Consider the following 18925-nt stretch of genomic DNA (forward strand, 5'->3'; position numbering starts at 1 on the left):
TTGTGATTACCTCCTTCACAAATTAGATACGTCACCATTTCAATATTTTACAAAAAAAGATGAAAACATTTCTGTTTTCATCTTTCAAACTTAGTGTGTTTTTAAATAATCCACTGCGTCACCAAATGTCTTCACGGGCACAACATGCATATTTGGTGCATACTTTTTGGCTGTCTTCTTAGCCAATTGATAATTGGTTTGATGTTGTTCTTCGTATTTGAGTAACGTCTTATTTGGCTTGACATACGGCGCAAAAAATACCGTTGCACCGGCTTTTTTTGCCGCAATTACTTTTTTATCAATGCCACCAATTTCGCCAACACTCCCATCAGGGTTAATGGTCCCCGTGCCAGCAATTTGCTTACCATGACGCAGGTTTTTACCGGTTAATTGATTATAAATCTGCAGGCTGAACATTAATCCGCCGGATGGTCCGCCTAATTCACCAGGGTTAACCTTGACCGGAATTTTAGTTGTGACCTTCACGTTGTCAGTCAATGTAACCCCCACACCCATTTTTTTGGTAGCCAATTTCACCAATGACTGTGTCGATGTTTTTGTTTTACCATTTTGAATATAAGTCACCGTGACGCGACTATTTTTTGGCCGTTTGGCAAGGTATCGCTGATAGCCTTGTGCATTATTAAAATGCTTTCCATCAACCTTCGTAATGGTATCGCCGACTTTAATTTTATTCTTAAAGTGTGAATTCTTTTGCACCTCTAAGACATAAATACCCAGGTATTTTTTGGTGACTGATTGATGCGCTTGCTGATAGGCTGTGGCAATCGCCTCGTTTATAGCGCTTTGCATATAAAAGTCTTGCACTTTATTATACGTTTGATCACTTTGTCCGCCGGTCACTGACGCCGTTGATTCAATAGAAGCATGCGGATTTAACATTGCCCACAAATATGTAATTGGTCTGGCTCGTTGCAGATAAACTGAGGTGATCATATAATTTCCTTTTTGTTTATCTGTACGATGATTAACCCTCACATAGCTCTTCAAACTATCTGCTTGGCCGGGGCTTTCAATATAAGCATTTAATGGCACAAATAACAGTGCTAGAACAATTAAAATCCCACCAATAATGAGACTGCTTTGTTTTAAAAAATGGTTACGTGATTTATTTTTCAAATCATTACCCTCGCAATTTTTGAATTAATGCAGTATTGATTGCAGTGGGTAGATACTGACTGACATCTCCACCAAATTTAACAACTTCTTTGATTAAGGTACTCGATAAATGAGCGTACTTTGGATCAGCCAACATAAAAATAGTTTCAACTTGGTCATCCAAATGCTGATTCATGGCCGCAATATCTTGTTCATACTGAAAGTCTGTTCCATTGCGCAGTCCTCTTAGTAAATAATCTGCGCCAACACGGTTCATCAAATTAACGGTTAACTCATCGGCCGTAATGACCGAGACATTATCAAAAACAGAAACAACGTCTTTAATTTGTTCAATCCGTTCTGGCACACTAAACACTGGCGTTTTACTAGTGTTATTCATTACAGCTACTGCCAATTGGTCAAATAGCTGACTACCACGTTTAATAATATCCAAATGACCATTTGTCAAAGGGTCAAAACTACCCGGATAAACTGCCACTTTCATTTCACTCACTCCTTTTGAAATCGGTAAATCGTTAACAAAGTAATGCCATAATCCTGTTTCTTGATGAACTCAAAATGGGGTAATTCTTCAGGTAAATTAGCATTTTGGTCAGTTTCGGCTATGATAGTCGCCTGATCGTTTAACAAATCTAATTCACTCATTTTTTGCATATCTTGAGCAATTTTTTGTTGGGCATACGGTGGATCTAAAAAGATTAAATCAAAGCTGAATTCTTTTTTATTTAATAACTGCAATGCCTTTCGTGCTTCTTGTTTATAGACTTCAAAACTAGCATCTTGTTTTGTAGCAGCAATGTTTTCTTTAATCGTTTTGATTGCTTGATAATGGTGATCAATTACCACTGCTTTTTCAATACCGCGTGATACCGCTTCAATTGATAGTCCGCCACTTCCACCGTATAAATCAAGGCTGTTACCCCCATCAAAATAAGGACCAATAATATTAAATAATGATTCTTTGACTTTATCCGTGGTTGGTCGTGTCCCCATTCCCGGTACTGCCTTTAACTTACGACCACGAAATTCTCCCGCAACAACTCTCATTGGCGATCATCCTCATCAATTTCTTGATTATAAATGCCGGCAGCCTTTAAATCAGACATTTCTGGATCAACTAATGGCCACTGAGAAACGCGGACATATTTAACAAATTGTTGCTTTTTAACCTCTTCTACCGTTTGGTCTATTGTTTCTTGATCTGTATACAAAATAACATAATGCATTTTTTTTGAAACATACTGAATTCTGCCAAATTTTTTTAAATGACGAACCATTTTTAAATTATTAACGTAGACCGCCAAAGACTGACGTGCCTGAATTTTTTCTGTCATTTCATCATCCCACATAATAAACTTATCAATGTTACATATTGTAGCAGATTTTTAAGCACCTTACATAAATTAGACTGCCGTTTTTAAAAATTAACAAGTTTTGAACCGATTGATGCGTATAGAAAGACAGATTTCGTATATATAAAGTGATTTTCAGTCGGTTCAGAACCTGCATCAACTAATAGTTTTCTCTGTCTTATTGCCAAAACGTGTAAAAAAAGACAGCTCCCGTAAATATAGGACGTTTCCCAGCTGATTCAAAACCTGAATCAACTGGGAAACGTCCTATATTTAGAGAGCTAAACGTCTTTTTTTACACTCTAATTGATTTCCATCAACAAATCATTACTATCAATCACATCACCAGCTTGCGCATGAATCTGGTCAACTATCCCGTCTACAGGAGACTGGATGGTTGTTTCCATCTTCATTGCTTCAGTAACGATGATTGGATCACCCTTTTTAATTTTTTGACCTTTTTCAACTAGCACTTTTAATACAGAACCACTCATGGTTGCCCCAATTTCACCAGGTTGTGTAGGTTCTGCCTTACGCTTGGTGACAATGGTCTTATGAATGCTCAGATCAGCTACCTTGATAGCTAACGCATGCCCATTAATATCAAAATAAAGGGTCTTATTGCCATCGGCGTCCACTTCTCCTACTTCATTAAGTGAAACAATCATTGACTTGCCAGTTGCCAATTGAATATCCACTCGTTCACCTAAGCGCATGCCCTGGAAGAAAGTGGGTGTATCTAATACCGTCACTGGTCCGTATTCAGATTGCCGCGCTTCGTAGTCTAGGAATACTTTAGGATACAGCACGTAACTGATGACTTCTTCATCAGTCACTGAACGTTGTAATTTAGCTTCCAATTCTGTTCTTTGCTGATCAAAGTCAATTGGTTTTGCTAAACTTCCTGGCCGCACTGTCATAGGGGTTTTGCCTTTGAGCACAATTTTTTGTAATTTCTCAGGAAAGCCACCGACGGGCTGCCCAATATCGCCCTTAAAGAAACTAACGACTGAATCTGGAAAGTCTAGTTGTTCGCCACGGTCATAAATATCGTCTGGTGTTAAATCATGTTGCACCATAAACAGTGCCATATCTCCCACAACCTTTGATGACGGTGTCACTTTGATAATATCACCAAACATTTGGTTAACTTGGCGATACATTTTTTTAACATCCTCAAACCGGTCACCTAATCTCAACGCATTAGCTTGTTGTTGCAGATTCGAGTATTGTCCGCCAGGCATCTCTGTTTGATAAATATCCGTTTGTGGTCCCACCATATGATTTGAAAATTGTGCATAGTATGGTCGAACTGATTTCCAATAGCGATCGATAGCTTCAACATGATCAATGTTTAAATCGGGTTGACGTTGATTACCTTGCAAAGCGTAATATAAACTGCCCATGCTTGGTTGTGAAGTGGTAGATGACATTGAGCTTGACGCCACATCAATAATATCGACACCCGCTTTGACCGCTTCAACGTATAAATTAACACCATTACCAGTTGTATCATGTGTATGCAGATGAATTGGTAAATCAACAGTTTGTTTCAATGTATCCACTAATTCATAAGCGGCCTGTGGTTTTAATAGACCAGCCATATCCTTAATCGCGATGATATGTGCTCCAGCTGCCTGCAATTCTTTTGCTAAATTCGCATAGTATTTTAAATTGTACTTAGTTTTATCAGGATCCAAAATGTCCCCGGTATAACACATTGTTGCTTCAGCAATCTTACCAGTATCTCGCACATATTGAATACTTTTTTCCATCTGTTCAATCCAATTCAAGCTATCAAAAATGCGAAAGACATCCATTCCTTCATGTGCAGACTGTTCAATAAATGCCTGCAAAGCATTATCAGGATAATTTTGATAACCCACCGCATTAGATCCCCGGAACAACATCTGAGTCAAAGTTCGTGGAATTAGTTGTCTTAGTTCACGTAATCGTGCCCATGGGTCTTCACCCAAAAAACGGTAGGCAACATCAAAGGTAGCACCACCCCACATCTCGTATGAAAACAATTGTGGCATTGCTTTTTGTAATTTAGCAGCAATCGATACCATGTCTTTAGTACGCATGCGGGTTGCAAATAAACTTTGATGTGCATCACGCATTGTCGTATCTGTTAATAATACTTTAGGTTGCTGCTGCAACCACTTTACAACTGCATCTGCACCGTCGCGATCCAACACATCCTTAGCAGTTACTAATCCACTTGGTAATTCTTCAAAGGTTTCATTATAACTAAATTGAGGATAGTATTTTTTTTCGCGGCTAACTCCAGGAAATCCATTAATCGTCGTATTGGCAATATAATGAATCAATCTAGCCTGTTCATCTTTTTCCGTCGTTAATTTGAATAACTCTGGTGTGTCATCAATGAAGGTCGTAGTCGCCTTTCCTGCACTAAATATCGGATGGGCAATCACATTTTTCATAAAATCAATATTAGTTTTAACACCGCGAATCGTAAATTCATCCAGAACCCGAATCATTTTATCGCAGGCCTCGCCAAACGTATCGGCATAGACAACTGCCTTAACCAACAGTGAATCAAAATAAGGTGTAATCACTGAGCCTGTAAAGGCGTTACCACCATCTAAACGGACACCATTACCACCTGGTGAAATATAACTTTCAATCTTACCAGTGTCTGGCATGAAATTATTCGCAGGGTCTTCCGTGGTCACCCGCGCTTGAATTGCTGAACCGTGATAAGTAATTTGTGCTTGCTCTGGTAAATTGATCTCTTCGTGCAAATCTTTGCCTTGCGCAATTAAAATTTGCGCCTGCACAATGTCATAGCCCGTGATCATTTCTGTAACCGTATGTTCCACTTGAATACGTGGATTAACTTCAATGAAGTAGAACTGATCTCCTTCAACAAGGAATTCAACCGTGGCCGCATTTAAATAATGCACATGCTCCATAAATCTAACGGCAGCTGCACAAATTTTTTGTCGTAACTCCACTGGCAATGCAGTTGCAGGTGCAATTTCAATCACCTTTTGGTTACGCCGCTGAACAGAACAATCCCGTTCAAATAAGTGAACAACGTGACCATGACTATCTGCCAGAATTTGAACTTCAATATGTTTGGGACTAGCCAAATATTTTTCAAGGTAAATTTCGCTGTCGCCAAATGATTGCTGAGCTTCACTCGCAGCGCGTTCGAAAGCTTCGACTAGTTGTGCCTCATGGATAACAACCCGCATACCGCGGCCCCCACCACCCATTGCTGCCTTAACAAAAATTGGGTAGCCAATTTCAGCCGCTAATTTTTTGGCCTCTTGAACATCTTTAACAGGTTCTTTCGTACCCGGAATTGTGGGAACATTGGCCTCGTTTGCCGCGATTTTGGCCGCAATTTTATCGCCAAACATTTCCAAATGTTCCACTCGCGGACCGATAAAGATAATATTTTCTTCAGCACATCGCTTAGCAAATTGTGCGTTTTCAGCTAAGAAACCGTATCCCGGATGAATAGCATCCACATGATGGGCTTTAGCTATTTGAATAATGCCTTCAATATCCAAATAGGCTTCAATTGGTTTTTTCCCTGCGCCAACTAAATAAGCTTCATCAGCCTTGAACCGGTGTTCAGAATATTCGTCTTCTTTTGCATAAATCGCAACGGCGGTCATTTTCAATTCATGAATGGCGCGAAAAATTCGTGTTGCAATTTCACCACGGTTAGCAACTAACACTCTTTGCATAGTCAATTCCTCCTAGCTTTCTACGGGTTGTAATCTTGCTTGCTTTTGTTCTTGTTTACTAATATTCAACACACAACCTAGTGCAGCACATAAAACGAGCATACTGGAACCACCATAACTAATAAATGGAAAAGTCACTCCAGTAATGGGCAGCAATCCAACCACACCACCAACATTAAACAACGTTTCAACGGTGATAAAAGTTGCAACACCATAACAGATTAATGAACTGTATGCATCATCAGCTCGAACACCTAACCAAATCGTTCGTGCAATAATAATCGTCAACAGTGTCAAAATGATTAAAATGGCGACTAGTCCTAACTCTTCACTAATCACGGCAAGAATAAAATCTGTATTCGGCTCTGGTAGATAACCCATTTTTTGGATGCTGTTACCTAGTCCTCGACCAAAAATACCACCATTGCTAATAGCATAGTATGAATTTACCAACTGGCTTCCGGCACCTCTAGCAGTACCAAATGGATTCACAAAAGCAATAATTCGCTGCAATTTATAAGACTTAATTGAGGAATTTTGGGCCATTTTGGTTAATACCGGTAACACGACAAAAATAAAAGCCGCAATGCCACCGAAGACAATCGATACACCTTTTCGCCATGAAATACCACTGGCCAACAACATAATTGCCACAATGGCTGCATTAATGACAGCCCCACCTAAATCAGGTTGAATTAAAATGAGAAGAATCATGCTGCCAGCAATTAACAATGGTCCCATCACTGAGCTAACAAATGATTGTTGAATGCGATTTTCATTTTGTGACAACATTCGTGCTAAATATAACACAAGAAAAATTTTACAGACTTCTGCTGGTTGAATACTCATGAATCCTAAGTTAATCCAACCGCGGGCACCGTTAACGGCCTGACCAAACAATCTGACAAATACCAATGATCCTAACAACCCGATTGCAAAAATCAATAAGATTTTTGGACTTTGCAAAATTTTGATGTTAATTGACCTGACAAACACCAATACTACAAAACCAACTACGACATACACCGCCTGTTTAATTAAATAAGCAGTTGGTGAACCACCATTTTGACTCGCAATGTCTGCACTTGATGAATAAACCATCACAATACCTATCAAACATAAAATCAAATAAGGAACAAACAAATAGTAATCAAAAAGTATTCTTTTTTTCTTTAACATAGCTTAATTGCCACCGATCGACACTCTTTCCAAAAAATGTTTTAAATTGAAAATATTATATCATAAACCACCGGTCAGATTTGAACGAGAACAAAAAAAGCAACCCAGAATTTTTAAATTCTTAGGTTGCTAATGTTATTTATTAATTGTAATTACTTTCTTGATGCAATTTTACGCTTTTTAGCTTCTTTTTCACGTGAATTACTATCAAGAATTTGCTTACGCAAACGAACACTTTCAGGTGTTACTTCACAATACTCATCATCGTTTAAGAATTCCAATGATTCTTCCAATGATAAATGAGTTGGTGTTTTGATTCTAGCCATATCATCAGAACCAGCTGCACGAACGTTCGTTAAGTTCTTACCCTTGGTAATATTGACAGTGATGTCATTTTCACGACTATTTTCACCAACAATCATGCCTTCATAAACTTCGGTACCTGGATCAATTAACAACGTTCCACGACTTTCAATTCCCATCATGGCATATGTGGTTGCCTTACCTGCATTCATTGAAACCAAGGTTCCCTTTTGACGACCAGGGTTCCAATTTTTGATAACTGGTGCATACTTTTCAAAGGTATGGTTCATAATTCCATAGCCACGAGTCATGGACATGAATTCAGTTGAATAACCGATTAAACCACGTGAAGGTGCTAAGAATGTCAGACGAGTTTGACCATTGTCTGTTGATTCCATATTTTGCATTTCACCTTTACGTTGTGAAAGACTATCAATCACACTACCTGTATATTCATCAGGTGTGTCAATTTGAACTTCTTCAAAAGGTTCTGACATAACACCGTCAATGTCCCGGTAGATAACTTCTGGCCGTGATGCTTGTAATTCATATCCTTCACGACGCATTGTTTCTACTAAGATTGATAAATGCAATTCACCACGACCTGAAACAACCCAGGCACCTGGATCCGTTGTATCTTCAACACGAAGAGAAACATCTGTATGCAATTCTGCCTTCAGTCGATCTTCTAGTTGACGAGACGTCACAAATTTTCCTTCACGACCTGCAAATGGTGAATCATTAGTTCTAAATGTCATTTGAAGCGTTGGTTCGTCAATTCGTAAAATTGGCAATGCTTCTGGTGTACTTGAAGCAGCAACTGTTTCTCCAACATTAATGTCATCCATTCCAGAAACGGCACAGAGATCGCCGGCCTTGGCTTCATCAATTTCAAGACGCTTCAAACCAAAGAAACCAAATAGTTTCGTTACACGGAAGTTTTTCTTTGAGCCATCAAGTTTCATAACAGTAACGTTATCACCGACTTTGATACTGCCACGGAACACACGACCAATTCCCACACGACCAACGAAATCATTGTAGTCTAACATTGCTACTTGGAATTGAAGGGGTTCATCAGAGTTGTCAATTGGCGCTGGAATTTTGTCGACAATCGTATCAAAAATAGGTTTCATCGTATGTTCTTGAGTACTAAGATCAGAATCATAACTAGAAGTTCCATTCATAGCTGAAGCGTAAACAACTGGGAAATCAAGTTGTTCTTCATCAGCGCCTAATTCAATAAATAAGTCCAAAACTTCATCAACAACTTCTTCAGGACGAGCACCTGGACGGTCAACTTTGTTGATCACCACAATGGGTGTTAAATGTTGTTCTAAGGCTTTTTTAAGCACAAACCGAGTTTGTGGCATCGTTCCTTCAAAAGCATCAACAACTAACAATACGCCGTCAACTAGACGCATAATTCGTTCAACTTCACCACCGAAGTCAGCATGTCCTGGTGTATCCAAAATATTGATTTGCTTGTCACCATATTTAACGGCAGTATTTTTTGAAAGAATGGTAATACCACGTTCACGTTCAATAGCATTAGAATCTAAGGCACGATCCTCAATTGCTGTATGTTCGTCAAGTGTATCTGATTGTTTTAACATTTCATTAACCAATGTTGTCTTACCGTGGTCAACATGGGCAATAATTGCAATATTTCTAATATCGTCACGTAATTTCAAAGTATTTCTTCCTTTCGTTGTACAACGTACAAATTGCATTTTTTCATAAAGGCAGGCTGTTGGCATAAAAAAACTGTGACAATCTGGTCACAGTCAACCAATCTAATTAGCAAGTTTGATAATTTCTTGACTTGCCCTTTCTGTCGCTACTAACACAACAGTATATGATAGCATATCTAAGGGCTTACCGTCAATACCTTTGACCGTCAATCCAAGTGCTTGTGCTAAAATTTTTCCGGCACCAAAATCCCACGGCTTCAAGTAAGAAATATAACCACCGAGTTGACCATTAATGACTGCACTAATTTCAATCCCTGCACTGCCATACATGCGAACACCACGGCTTCGTTTAGCAACTTGTTGCAAATTAGAAACATTATCCATCAATAATGGACCACTAATTGCAATTAACGTATCAGCCAGTGACTTGTTTTCAGGAGAGGTTACACGTTGGTCGTTAATGTAAACGCCAAATTGCGGCCCACCATGATATAATTTTTGATTCATGACATCCAGAATATAACCCAGTGTGCCAACACCGTCTTCATAAACTGCAATCATAATAGCAAAATTTGTTGACTGCATGACAAAATTCATCGTGCCATCAATTGGATCAACTACAAATATGCGACCTGTAGTATTGCTAATTTGGTTACCGAAACCCTCTTCCCCTAAAATTTGAGCATTAGGATCGATCTGTTTTAATGCTGAGATAATCAATTGTTCATTGTTCTTATCTACGTTAGTCACTAAATCGCGCCGACTCGTTTTTTGTTCAATCTTCAATGGTTCACTTAGCTTCAAACGGGTTTGGCGACCAACTGTCGTGATTAAGTCACTGATTTGTTCGTCCAAATTTTTCAAATCATCCATGCGTTGTCTCCAATCTAATCACGTTTTTAGAACTTTCTTTTGCTGCTTTAATTACGTCATATAAAACATAACCAGAATTAGTTGCAAATTCTTTGCCAAGCTGACTTTCTTCTGATTTTGCAGGCACGACCTGTTTAAATTTTTGATATTGATCAAGAACTGTCTGCCTTTTAACGCCACCTTCATATGCATCTTCAACAAGCTGTAAGAGTTGCGTTACGGTAATTAACTCATCTGTGGACCAGTCTAAATTTAATGGATAACTATATTCTTTACTCATTATATAAACCTCATTTAATATTAATCCAATAAATCATAACATAAAAACACCCTAATTCTTAAAGAATTAGGGTGTCGATATTTAAAATACTAAGATTTAAATGTGAGTTGGGAATCCTAAAGCAACGTCAGCTGCCTCTTGGATTGGTTCACTCAATGTTGGATGTGGATGAATTGTCAAAGCAACATCTTCAACGTTCATACCACCATTAACAGCAAGTGATAATTCAGCAATTAAATCACTGGCTTCAGGTCCGATTACTTGAGCACCAACTAAATTGCCTTCGTCTTTAGTATAAACTAAGCGAACAAAGCCATCTGGTTGATCAAGAGAAACGGCACGTGCATTACCAGCAAATGGGAATTTAGCAGTTGCTACTTCAAGTCCTTTGTCTTTAGCTTCTGCTTGGCTCATACCAACAGTAGCTAATTCAGGATCAGCAAAACAAACTGCAGGGATACCTACCCAGTCGTTAGCAGTTTTTTGTCCAGCAATTGCACCAGCTGCTGTTTTAGCTTCAAAGAATGCCTTATGAGCTAATGCGGCACCGGGCACAATATCACCAATGGCAAAAATGTTGTTAACACTTGTCCGACCTTGTGCATCAACTTCAACTAATCCACGATCAGATGTTTTGACACTGGTCATTTCAAGTCCAAAGTTATCAGTATTTGGCTTACGTCCAACTGAAACTAAGCAATAATCTGCTTTAACGTCAGTAGCTTTGCCATCTACTTCATAAGTCACAGTGACACTCTTGTCATCTTGAACTGACTTTTTAGCCATGGCATTGGTAATCACATCGACGCCTTTTTTCTTCAGCTTCTTCAATACGATTGAAACCATGTCTTTTTCAAAGTTAGGTAAGATTGATGGTGTTCCTTCAAGAATTGTAACGTGTGATCCTAAGTTTGCATAAGCCCCAGCAAGTTCAGTTCCAATGTAACCTCCACCAATAACAACCAATTCCTTTGGCACTTCAGTGAAGTTTAACGCACCTGTTGAATCAACAACGCGTCCCTCAAACTTGAAGTTAGGAATTTCAACTGGACGACTACCAGTAGCTAAAATCAAGTTCTTAAACTTAATAGTAGCCCCACCGCCGTTGTCCATGAATTGTTTTGGTCCTACTGACATAACACGAAGTTGTGAATCGTTGTCAAGAAAAGCTTCCCCTTCAATAACTTCAACCTTGTGTTTCTTCAATAGCATTTCAACACCACCGGTCATCCGTGCAACCACTTTTTCGTCTTTCCAAGCTTGAGTCTTGGTGAAGTCAAGGGTTGCAGGTTGAGTGGTAATGCCAAAAACTGATGCGTCATTTGCTTCTTGTAAGCGATGACCTGCATTAATCAATGCTTTTGATGGCACACAGCCGACGTTTAAACAAACGCCACCTAATGTTCCTTTTTCAATTAATGTTACTTTTTGGCCTAATTCTGAAGCACGAATGGCAGCTACATAACCACCAGGGCCTCCGCCAATAATCACTGTATCTTTTTCTTCAACATCTGCCATGAGAACATTATCCCTCCATTAGTAACATATCTGGATCATGAAGTAGCTGATTCATGTAGTTCAATGCGTTTTGAGCCAAAGCACCATCAATTAAGCGGTGATCATAACTCAATGACAATTTAAGCATCTTACCAACAACAATTTGGCCATCTTCATTAACAATTGGTTCGTTAGCAATCTTACCAACACCCAAAATAGCAACTTCTGGTTGATTGATAACTGGTGTAAACCAGCCACCACCGATTGAACCAACATTACTAATAGTGATTGAACCGCCGCTCATTGATTTTGGACTTAACTTATTATCAAATGCTGCCTGAGTATTTTCTGTGATTTCCTTAGCAATCTGGAACATACCTTTTGAATCAGCATTCTTAATGTTTGGAACATAAAGTCCATCATCAGTGTTAGTTGCAATTCCGATGTTGTAATAATGCTTATAAACAACTTCTTGCGTTGTATCATCAATTGAAGCATTCAATTCAGGGAATTTCTTAATTGTGGCAACTAAAGCCTTTACAATGTAAGGCAAGAATGTCAAATGAATTCCTTGATCACCGGCTGCTTGTTTGTACTTCTTACGGTTCGCCATCAAAGCACTAACTTCAACGTCATCAAATGATGTAACGTGTGGTGAAACATCCTTAGAATTTCTCATTGACTTAGCAATGATCTTTCTCATAGGTGTCATCTTTTCACGTGTTTCAAGTTCAGGTGTATCTGACTTGTATGCGGCAACAGCTTGACCACCGGCCTTTGCTGCTGGTGCAACAGCCTTAGGTGCAGCTGCTGGTGCTGTGGCTGCAGCTGGTGCAGCGGCACCGTTAAAGTTATCGATATCAGCTTTAACAACTTGACCATGTTTTCCACTTGGTTGAACCAATGAAATATCGATGCCTTTGTCACGCGCATATTGACGAACAGATGGCATTGCCAATACTAATTTATTTGGTTCTGCTAATGGTGCGACACTGCCACCTGCAGTTGGTGCAGGTGCTGCAGCTGCGCTAGCATCTGCAGCAGGAGCTGCTGGTGCAGCCGTTGAGGCTTCATGAGGCTTACCGTCATCGATTTGTACTAAAACGTCACCGATTTCGGCTGTTTCCCCTTCTTGTTTAACAATCTTCATAATTTTACCAGCAACTGGTGAAGGTAATTCTGAAACAGACTTGTCGTTTTGAATTTCAACCAGTGGGTCGTCTTCTTTAACGGTGTCTCCTTCTTTAACTAGCCATGAAGAAATATCTCCTTCAGCCATTCCTTCTCCAAGCTCTGGGAGTGTAAATTCATAATAGCCACCGCCGGCTGCAGGGGCAGCTGCTGGTGCAGCAGGTGCTGCAGCAGTATCAGCAGCAGGAGCCTCGTCACCTGTATCTGGTGAACCATCATCAATTTCTACTAAAGTATCTCCAATTTCAACTGTATCTCCTTCTTGAGCTACAATTTTCTTTACGGTACCGGAAACTGGTGAAGGTAATTCTGAAACAGACTTATCGTTTTGAATTTCAACTAAAGTGTCGTCTTCTTTAACGGTGTCTCCTTCTTTAACTAGCCATGAAGCAACTTCGCCTTCGGCCATTCCTTCTCCAAGTTCTGGGAGTGTAAATTTAAATGCCATGAAACAAACTTCCCTTCTTCATTTAAATAAGCCGCTTATCGCTAATTAATATTCCAACACTTCGCGAACTTTTGCTTCGATATCGTCTGCTTCAGGAATCCAAACATTTTCAGCTTGTGCAAATGGATATACACTGTTTGGAGCAGCAACACGAGCAATTGGTGCGTCTAGTGACATAATTGCATGTTCAGAAATCTCTGACGCAACTTGTGCACCAACACCAGCCATCTTTTGAGCTTCTTGAACGACTACAACTTTATGTGTCTTTTCAACTGAAGCAAAAATGGTATCTGTATCAATTGGAGATAATGAACGAAGGTCCACAACCTCAACTGAAATATTTTCTTTTTCAAGTTTTTCAGCTACTTTTAGTGATTCATTAACTTCAGCACTATAAGCAACAATTGTTAAATCAGTTCCTTCACGAACAACTTTAGCTGTGTCCAAAGGAACGGTGTATTTTTCATCAGGAATATCGTCTTTCATTGAACGATATAACTTCAAGTTTTCCATGAATAGCACTGGGTCATTATTTTCAATTGCTGAAATAACTAAACCTTTAGCGTCATATGGATTACTTGGTGTCACAACACGTAAACCTGGAATGCCAGTAAAGAAATTTTCCAAGTTATCAGCATGCATTTCAGCAGTATGTGTCCCACCACCAAATGGTGTTCTGATTGTGATTGGTGAGTGCTTTAAACCACCAAATCTAAATCTCATACGTGCCATTTGACCTGCAATTGAATCTACAGCTTCAAATGTGAAACCCATAAATTGAATTTCAGGAATTGGACGCCAACCAGTTAAGCCTAAACCAATTGCTAATCCTAAAATACCTGATTCTGCAAGTGGCGTATCGAATACTCGATCTTCACCATACTTTTCTTGTAAGCCTTGAGTGGTACGGAACACACCACCGTTTTTACCAACGTCTTCACCAAAAATCAGAGTCTTTGGATCTTCATTTAGAACAATATCTAACCCATCGGTAATAGCTTGAATGTAACTTTTTTTAGCCATGATTACTTCGACTCCTTTGCTTCAAATTCTGCAATTTGTTTCTTGATGTCTGGGGTTGGTACCTCAAAGGTATTCTTCAACATGTCGGTAACCTTTTCAGGTGCAACACCATCAGCTTCTTTAATTGCATCTTTAAATGAATTCTTGCATTCTTCTGCATATGAATTTTCTTGTTCTTCAGACCATAAGCCTTTTTCGCCAAGATATTTACGCATCCGAATTAATGGATCGTTTTCAAACCATGGTTTTTCTTCTTCTTTTGTACGATAACGACTAGGATCATCACCGGCACTACTGTGGGCACCGAAACGATAAGTTAATGTTTCGATCATTGCTGGACCATTACCGGCTGCAGCAAATTCACGTGCTTCTTTAGCCACGGCATAACAAGCAAGAACATCCATACCATCAACTTGGACACTTGGAATTCCAGCAGCGATTGCTTTTTGAGCAATTGTTTGTGCTGCAGTTTGCTTTGCGCGAGGAACTGAAATAGCATATCCATTATTTTGAATGATGAACACTGCAGGGGCTTGGAAAGCACCAGCGAAGTTCATACCTTCATAAGTATCACCCTGTGATGAACCACCATCACCTGTGTAGGTAAATGCAACTGCATCTTCCTTATTTTTCTTTAATCCTAATGCAACACCGGCAGTCTCAACAATTTGAGCACCAATGATAATTTGTGGCATTAATGCACGTGCTTTGAATTGATTTCCAAGCAGGTGTCCACGTGACCACAAATATCCTTCAGCAACTGTTGCGCCATGTTGAATTAATTGTGGAATATCACGATAAGCAGGTAACAGGAAGTCATTATCTTTAAATGCAGATACAGTCCCCATTTCACTAGCTTCTTCTCCATAAGTTGGAGCATAGAATCCTAAACGTCCTTGACGTGAGAAGTTCATAGTTTGTTCATGCAATGCACGTTCCCAAACCATTTTCTTCATGAAATCAACCAACTCATCGTCGGAAAAGTTTGCCATCAAATCCGGGTTAACGACCTTGCCGTCGTTATCCAAAATTTGAACCGGTTTGAAATCGCTGCCTAAATTTTCTTTAATTGCAGCAAAATCAGCGGCTTTCTTGCTTGCCTTGGCCATAATCAACACATTCCTTTCTACTTTTGTTAAGCGCTTTCAAAAACCACTTAAAAAGCACTTCACCTTGTTACAACTACGAGTATACACCAAAGACATCTTAATGCAAGCCCTTTCATGATCAAAAATTTAACTTCTGTATTGTAAGTTCAGCATACTTAACAGTTCAATATTTCACAAACTAAATTTTCTCCTTTCAAACATATCGATTTTTATGATAAAATGGACTGATGCTTTATAACAAACTTAATTTGGAGATGAAATCCTTGATATTAATGAAAGATATCATCCGAGATGGTAATACAACACTGAGAAAACAAGCCGCAAAAGTTACATTCCCTTTATCAGAGGAAGATCGGCAACTTGCACATGATATGATGGAATATCTTGAAGTTAGCCAAGACCCTGATTTATGTAAAAAATATCAACTTCGCGCTGGAGTTGGTTTAGCTGCACCGCAAGTAGATGTATCCAAACAGATGGCTGCTGTTTTAGTGCCTTCGGATGAAGAAAATGAAGGCCCTCTTTTTAAAGATGTCATTATCAATCCAGTTATTATCAGTGAATCTGTTCAACCTGGAGCATTGACAGAAGGTGAAGGCTGTTTATCCGTTGACACTGATGTACCTGGTTATGTACCACGACATGATCGTATTACCCTAAAATATAGTGATGTTGAAGGTAAGGAGCACACCATTCGCTTAAAACATTATCCTGCAATTGTGTGTCAACACGAAATTGACCACTTACATGGCACCCTCTTCTATGATCATATTAATAAAGAACATCCATTTGAAGCACCAGAAGGTACCGTTATGTTCAGTTAAAAAGAGTCTGCCGACGGCAGACTCTTTTTTATACAAAATATTGTGAATATTTTTACAATATTATGCTTTTTATTTTAACTTTTTCAAATCATGCACATATTCAAAAGTTGCTTCGTTCATTAGATAAGCAATATCTAAATGTAACGTCTGCTTGTACAGCCAAGCATCTGTCACCACAAAAGCTTGCGTCGCTTGTGCCGTCTTTTCAACTTGTGTATTAACAGCATAAGTTGATAGTTCTTGGGTTAATAGCCCTTTAATTGACGCTAAATCATCTGAAACAACATCTTGCACTTTAAAAACATATTCAAATGCCATGACTCCTCTGCCCCACACATCTGCAACTTTCTCAGACTCATCAAACTGGCTTTCTTTGTCCTGTAATAAATCGCTTTGCACCAAAATGGGTAAACAAGCTTTAACGGCGTCATCTGTTACATCTTGTGCTTGCTTTCTGACAATTAATGTCGCATGTTTAGTGATTTCATAATGGATAAATAAATAGATGCAGATTGCCAAAATAAATACAACTATCGTGATTACACCTATTGACATACTTTGGCCACCTCCTGTTGTTCAACTAAAGCATACCATGATTTAGTTGTTTTAAGTAGTAATAACAGTGAACAAGGAATTTAATTCTACCCCCATTCAGTTCAGTGTGCTAAAATTAATTTTGTTCATTAATATAGATAAAGGAAGTTACGTAATGCTGTTTAAAGTTTATTACCAAGCTACTAAAGTTCGAAATCCTAAACGCGAAGACACATTATCATTGTATGTTGAAGCTGCTAGCGAATCAGAAGCACGTATCATGGTCGAACAAAATACTGATCATAATATTGAATTCATCGAACAACTAGATGACGCTACTGCTGCTTACGAAAAACAAAATCCTAATTTTCAAGTTACCACTTTTTAGGACTACCACTGAGAACTCAGGTCGACCCTGAGCTCTTTTTTTGTGTTCACCCAAAAAATTACTGTATTTTTCCTATTTAATTCTTGTATAATATTAAATAGTTAAATTTGCGGAGGCACGTTATCACTAATGGAATTTTTAATCATTTTAAATAAACATGCAGGTAGTGGCACTGCCGCGAAAGTATGGCAACAAATCGAACCAGAGTTAAACCGTCGACAAGTTGACTACCAACTTAAAATTTCACAGTATCCTGGCCACACTACCTATTTGGCTAAGCAATATGCCATTCATGCAACCAATCCAAGTCAAGCGGTTCTGCTAGTCATTGGTGGTGATGGAACATTGCATCAGGCATTGAATGGTGCCTTACAAGCCAATTTGAGTGTTAAACTACCGCTAGCATACATTCCCGCTGGTTCAGGCAATGACTTTGCCCGTGGTTTAAAAATGAAAACCAACCCGCTTGCGGCTTTGAATCAAATTCTGAATTGCCAAAAGCCCATTGACATTCACATTGGTCAGTATCGTGAAAATATAAAAAACGAATCCGGCTACTTCGTCAATAACATCGGCGTTGGTTTTGATGCTGCCGTTGTTAGTCAGACCAATTCTTCTACCAGTAAAAAAAGACTAAATAAATATCATTTAGGTTCGTTATCTTACCTATCTTCCGTCATTGGCGTCTTATATCACCAATCAAATTTCGAACTTAATGTTGAAACTGATTCTGCTCATGATATTTATCGACAAGCCTTTCTTGTCACCACTTCTAACCATCCATATTTTGGTGGTGGTGTTGCCATTTTGCCCAGTGCGTCAGTTTTTGACGATAATTTGGAACTGGCCGTTTTTGAAAAGAAAAACTGGTTAGTACTTGTGTGGGTGGCAATTTTGTTAATGTTTGGAAAGCATCTAAATTCACGTTTTTTCCACCACTATAAATCACCACACATCAGGGTCACAACCACTTCGCTGGAATATGGTCAGATTGACGGTGAAGTGATGGGTAATCGCTTTTTCGATCTTCAAATGAACGTTTCTCAGTATCCATTTTGGATAGATTTAAATGCATAATAAAAGGTTCAGCTTACACTAATGTAAACTGAACCTTTTTCATTAATCCTCTGACGCTTCCATAGCATCGAGAATCATTCTTAATTGACTGCACTTTTCACGCAGTGCCGTCATTTCACGTCCGTATTTTGGCTCAATTGTAACAGTATTTATCTCTTGACGATTAGCCATCTTGGCTTCTTCACGACAAATGTGTTGCAAGTCATTTTGAGCATCAGCTAATTCTTGCTGAATCTCAAATCTGTTACTCACCTCAAACACTCCCTTAACTCAAAAGTAAAGTATTAA

General features: G+C 38.9%; 18 protein-coding genes. 3 read left to right on the forward strand and 15 right to left on the reverse strand.

Annotated features, from left to right (window positions below):
• Window positions 1–90: 90 nt before the first annotated feature.
• The 13 genes from ACYVQZ_RS01530 to pdhA all read right to left on the reverse strand — a co-directional run bounded on the left by ACYVQZ_RS01530 (window position 91) and on the right by pdhA (window position 15814).
• Window positions 91–1095 (reverse strand): SepM family pheromone-processing serine protease, encoded by a 1005-nt coding sequence (locus tag ACYVQZ_RS01530; RefSeq protein ID WP_461239722.1) that lies wholly within the window; start codon window positions 1093–1095, stop codon window positions 91–93.
• A gap of 49 nt (window positions 1096–1144) precedes the next feature.
• Window positions 1145–1624: a pantetheine-phosphate adenylyltransferase gene (gene coaD, locus ACYVQZ_RS01535; RefSeq protein WP_461239636.1), complete on the reverse strand. Its 480-nt coding sequence runs from the start codon at window positions 1622–1624 to the stop codon at window positions 1145–1147.
• Window positions 1625–1629: 5 nt separating this feature from the next.
• On the reverse strand, window positions 1630–2187 hold the full coding sequence (rsmD, locus tag ACYVQZ_RS01540; protein ID WP_461239637.1) for a 16S rRNA (guanine(966)-N(2))-methyltransferase RsmD: 558 nt from the start codon (window positions 2185–2187) through the stop codon (window positions 1630–1632).
• A complete protein-coding gene (locus ACYVQZ_RS01545) occupies window positions 2184–2474 on the reverse strand; it encodes a DUF2129 domain-containing protein (protein ID WP_461239638.1) in 291 nt (96 codons plus the stop codon). Before ACYVQZ_RS01545 ends, rsmD begins: the two co-directional genes overlap by 4 nt.
• A gap of 320 nt (window positions 2475–2794) precedes the next feature.
• Window positions 2795–6217, reverse strand: a complete 3423-nt coding sequence (locus ACYVQZ_RS01550) for a pyruvate carboxylase (RefSeq protein ID WP_461239639.1) — start codon at window positions 6215–6217, stop codon at window positions 2795–2797.
• A gap of 12 nt (window positions 6218–6229) precedes the next feature.
• Complete coding sequence (locus ACYVQZ_RS01555; protein WP_461239640.1) at window positions 6230–7396, reverse strand: FtsW/RodA/SpoVE family cell cycle protein; 1167 nt, start codon at window positions 7394–7396, stop codon at window positions 6230–6232.
• A 152-nt stretch (window positions 7397–7548) separates the two neighbouring features.
• Complete coding sequence (typA, locus tag ACYVQZ_RS01560; protein ID WP_461239641.1) at window positions 7549–9393, reverse strand: translational GTPase TypA; 1845 nt, start codon at window positions 9391–9393, stop codon at window positions 7549–7551.
• Between the two features lie 102 nt (window positions 9394–9495).
• A complete protein-coding gene (locus ACYVQZ_RS01565) occupies window positions 9496–10266 on the reverse strand; it encodes an inositol monophosphatase family protein (protein ID WP_461239642.1) in 771 nt (256 codons plus the stop codon).
• Entirely contained in the window at window positions 10259–10546 is a 288-nt protein-coding gene (locus ACYVQZ_RS01570) for a UPF0223 family protein (RefSeq protein WP_461239643.1), read from the reverse strand. Before ACYVQZ_RS01570 ends, ACYVQZ_RS01565 begins: the two co-directional genes overlap by 8 nt.
• A 96-nt stretch (window positions 10547–10642) precedes the next feature.
• Window positions 10643–12064, reverse strand: a complete 1422-nt coding sequence (gene lpdA / locus ACYVQZ_RS01575) for a dihydrolipoyl dehydrogenase (protein WP_461239644.1) — start codon at window positions 12062–12064, stop codon at window positions 10643–10645.
• Between the two features lie 7 nt (window positions 12065–12071).
• Window positions 12072–13682, reverse strand: a complete 1611-nt coding sequence (locus ACYVQZ_RS01580; protein ID WP_461239645.1) for a dihydrolipoyllysine-residue acetyltransferase — start codon at window positions 13680–13682, stop codon at window positions 12072–12074.
• A gap of 45 nt (window positions 13683–13727) precedes the next feature.
• Entirely contained in the window at window positions 13728–14705 is a 978-nt protein-coding gene (locus tag ACYVQZ_RS01585) for an alpha-ketoacid dehydrogenase subunit beta (protein ID WP_461239646.1), read from the reverse strand.
• 2 nt (window positions 14706–14707) lie between these two features.
• Window positions 14708–15814: a pyruvate dehydrogenase (acetyl-transferring) E1 component subunit alpha gene (gene pdhA / locus ACYVQZ_RS01590; RefSeq protein WP_461239647.1), complete on the reverse strand. Its 1107-nt coding sequence runs from the start codon at window positions 15812–15814 to the stop codon at window positions 14708–14710.
• 263 nt (window positions 15815–16077) lie between these two features.
• Here pdhA and def point away from each other — a divergent pair, with 263 nt between their 5' ends.
• Window positions 16078–16638 carry a peptide deformylase gene (gene def, locus ACYVQZ_RS01595; RefSeq protein ID WP_461239648.1) on the forward strand — a complete coding sequence of 187 codons (561 nt, stop codon included), beginning with the start codon at window positions 16078–16080 and terminating at the stop codon, window positions 16636–16638.
• A gap of 69 nt (window positions 16639–16707) precedes the next feature.
• Here the strand turns inward: def and ACYVQZ_RS01600 are convergent, their stop codons facing one another.
• Entirely contained in the window at window positions 16708–17193 is a 486-nt protein-coding gene (locus ACYVQZ_RS01600) for a hypothetical protein (RefSeq protein WP_461239649.1), read from the reverse strand.
• A 154-nt stretch (window positions 17194–17347) separates the two neighbouring features.
• Between ACYVQZ_RS01600 and ACYVQZ_RS01605 the strand changes: the two genes are divergently transcribed.
• Window positions 17348–17560 carry a DNA-directed RNA polymerase subunit epsilon gene (locus tag ACYVQZ_RS01605; RefSeq protein WP_461239650.1) on the forward strand — a complete coding sequence of 71 codons (213 nt, stop codon included), beginning with the start codon at window positions 17348–17350 and terminating at the stop codon, window positions 17558–17560.
• Between the two features lie 129 nt (window positions 17561–17689).
• On the forward strand, window positions 17690–18637 hold the full coding sequence (locus ACYVQZ_RS01610; RefSeq protein WP_461239651.1) for a diacylglycerol/lipid kinase family protein: 948 nt from the start codon (window positions 17690–17692) through the stop codon (window positions 18635–18637).
• 42 nt (window positions 18638–18679) lie between these two features.
• On the opposite strand, the gene ACYVQZ_RS01615 is transcribed toward ACYVQZ_RS01610, so the two are convergent.
• A complete protein-coding gene (locus ACYVQZ_RS01615; RefSeq protein ID WP_461239652.1) occupies window positions 18680–18889 on the reverse strand; it encodes a hypothetical protein in 210 nt (69 codons plus the stop codon).
• Window positions 18890–18925: the final 36 nt, after the last annotated feature.

It is taken from the genome of Paucilactobacillus salsurae (assembly GCF_054784995.1).

What these genes read in the sequence shown, in the direction of transcription:
- coaD (WP_461239636.1), bottom strand. Translation starts at nt 1,624, where the DNA reads ATGAAAGTGGCAGTTTATCCGGGTAGTTTTGACCCTTTGACAAATGGT.
- rsmD (WP_461239637.1), bottom strand. Translation starts at nt 2,187, where the DNA reads ATGAGAGTTGTTGCGGGAGAATTTCGTGGTCGTAAGTTAAAGGCAGTA.
- ACYVQZ_RS01545 (WP_461239638.1), bottom strand. Translation starts at nt 2,474, where the DNA reads ATGACAGAAAAAATTCAGGCACGTCAGTCTTTGGCGGTCTACGTTAAT.
- ACYVQZ_RS01550 (WP_461239639.1), bottom strand. Translation starts at nt 6,217, where the DNA reads ATGCAAAGAGTGTTAGTTGCTAACCGTGGTGAAATTGCAACACGAATT.
- ACYVQZ_RS01555 (WP_461239640.1), bottom strand. Translation starts at nt 7,396, where the DNA reads ATGTTAAAGAAAAAAAGAATACTTTTTGATTACTATTTGTTTGTTCCT.
- ACYVQZ_RS01565 (WP_461239642.1), bottom strand. Translation starts at nt 10,266, where the DNA reads ATGGATGATTTGAAAAATTTGGACGAACAAATCAGTGACTTAATCACG.
- ACYVQZ_RS01570 (WP_461239643.1), bottom strand. Translation starts at nt 10,546, where the DNA reads ATGAGTAAAGAATATAGTTATCCATTAAATTTAGACTGGTCCACAGAT.
- lpdA (WP_461239644.1), bottom strand. Translation starts at nt 12,064, where the DNA reads ATGGCAGATGTTGAAGAAAAAGATACAGTGATTATTGGCGGAGGCCCT.
- ACYVQZ_RS01580 (WP_461239645.1), bottom strand. Translation starts at nt 13,682, where the DNA reads ATGGCATTTAAATTTACACTCCCAGAACTTGGAGAAGGAATGGCCGAA.
- ACYVQZ_RS01585 (WP_461239646.1), bottom strand. Translation starts at nt 14,705, where the DNA reads ATGGCTAAAAAAAGTTACATTCAAGCTATTACCGATGGGTTAGATATT.
- pdhA (WP_461239647.1), bottom strand. Translation starts at nt 15,814, where the DNA reads ATGGCCAAGGCAAGCAAGAAAGCCGCTGATTTTGCTGCAATTAAAGAA.
- ACYVQZ_RS01600 (WP_461239649.1), bottom strand. Translation starts at nt 17,193, where the DNA reads ATGTCAATAGGTGTAATCACGATAGTTGTATTTATTTTGGCAATCTGC.
- ACYVQZ_RS01605 (WP_461239650.1), top strand. Translation starts at nt 17,348, where the DNA reads ATGCTGTTTAAAGTTTATTACCAAGCTACTAAAGTTCGAAATCCTAAA.
- ACYVQZ_RS01610 (WP_461239651.1), top strand. Translation starts at nt 17,690, where the DNA reads ATGGAATTTTTAATCATTTTAAATAAACATGCAGGTAGTGGCACTGCC.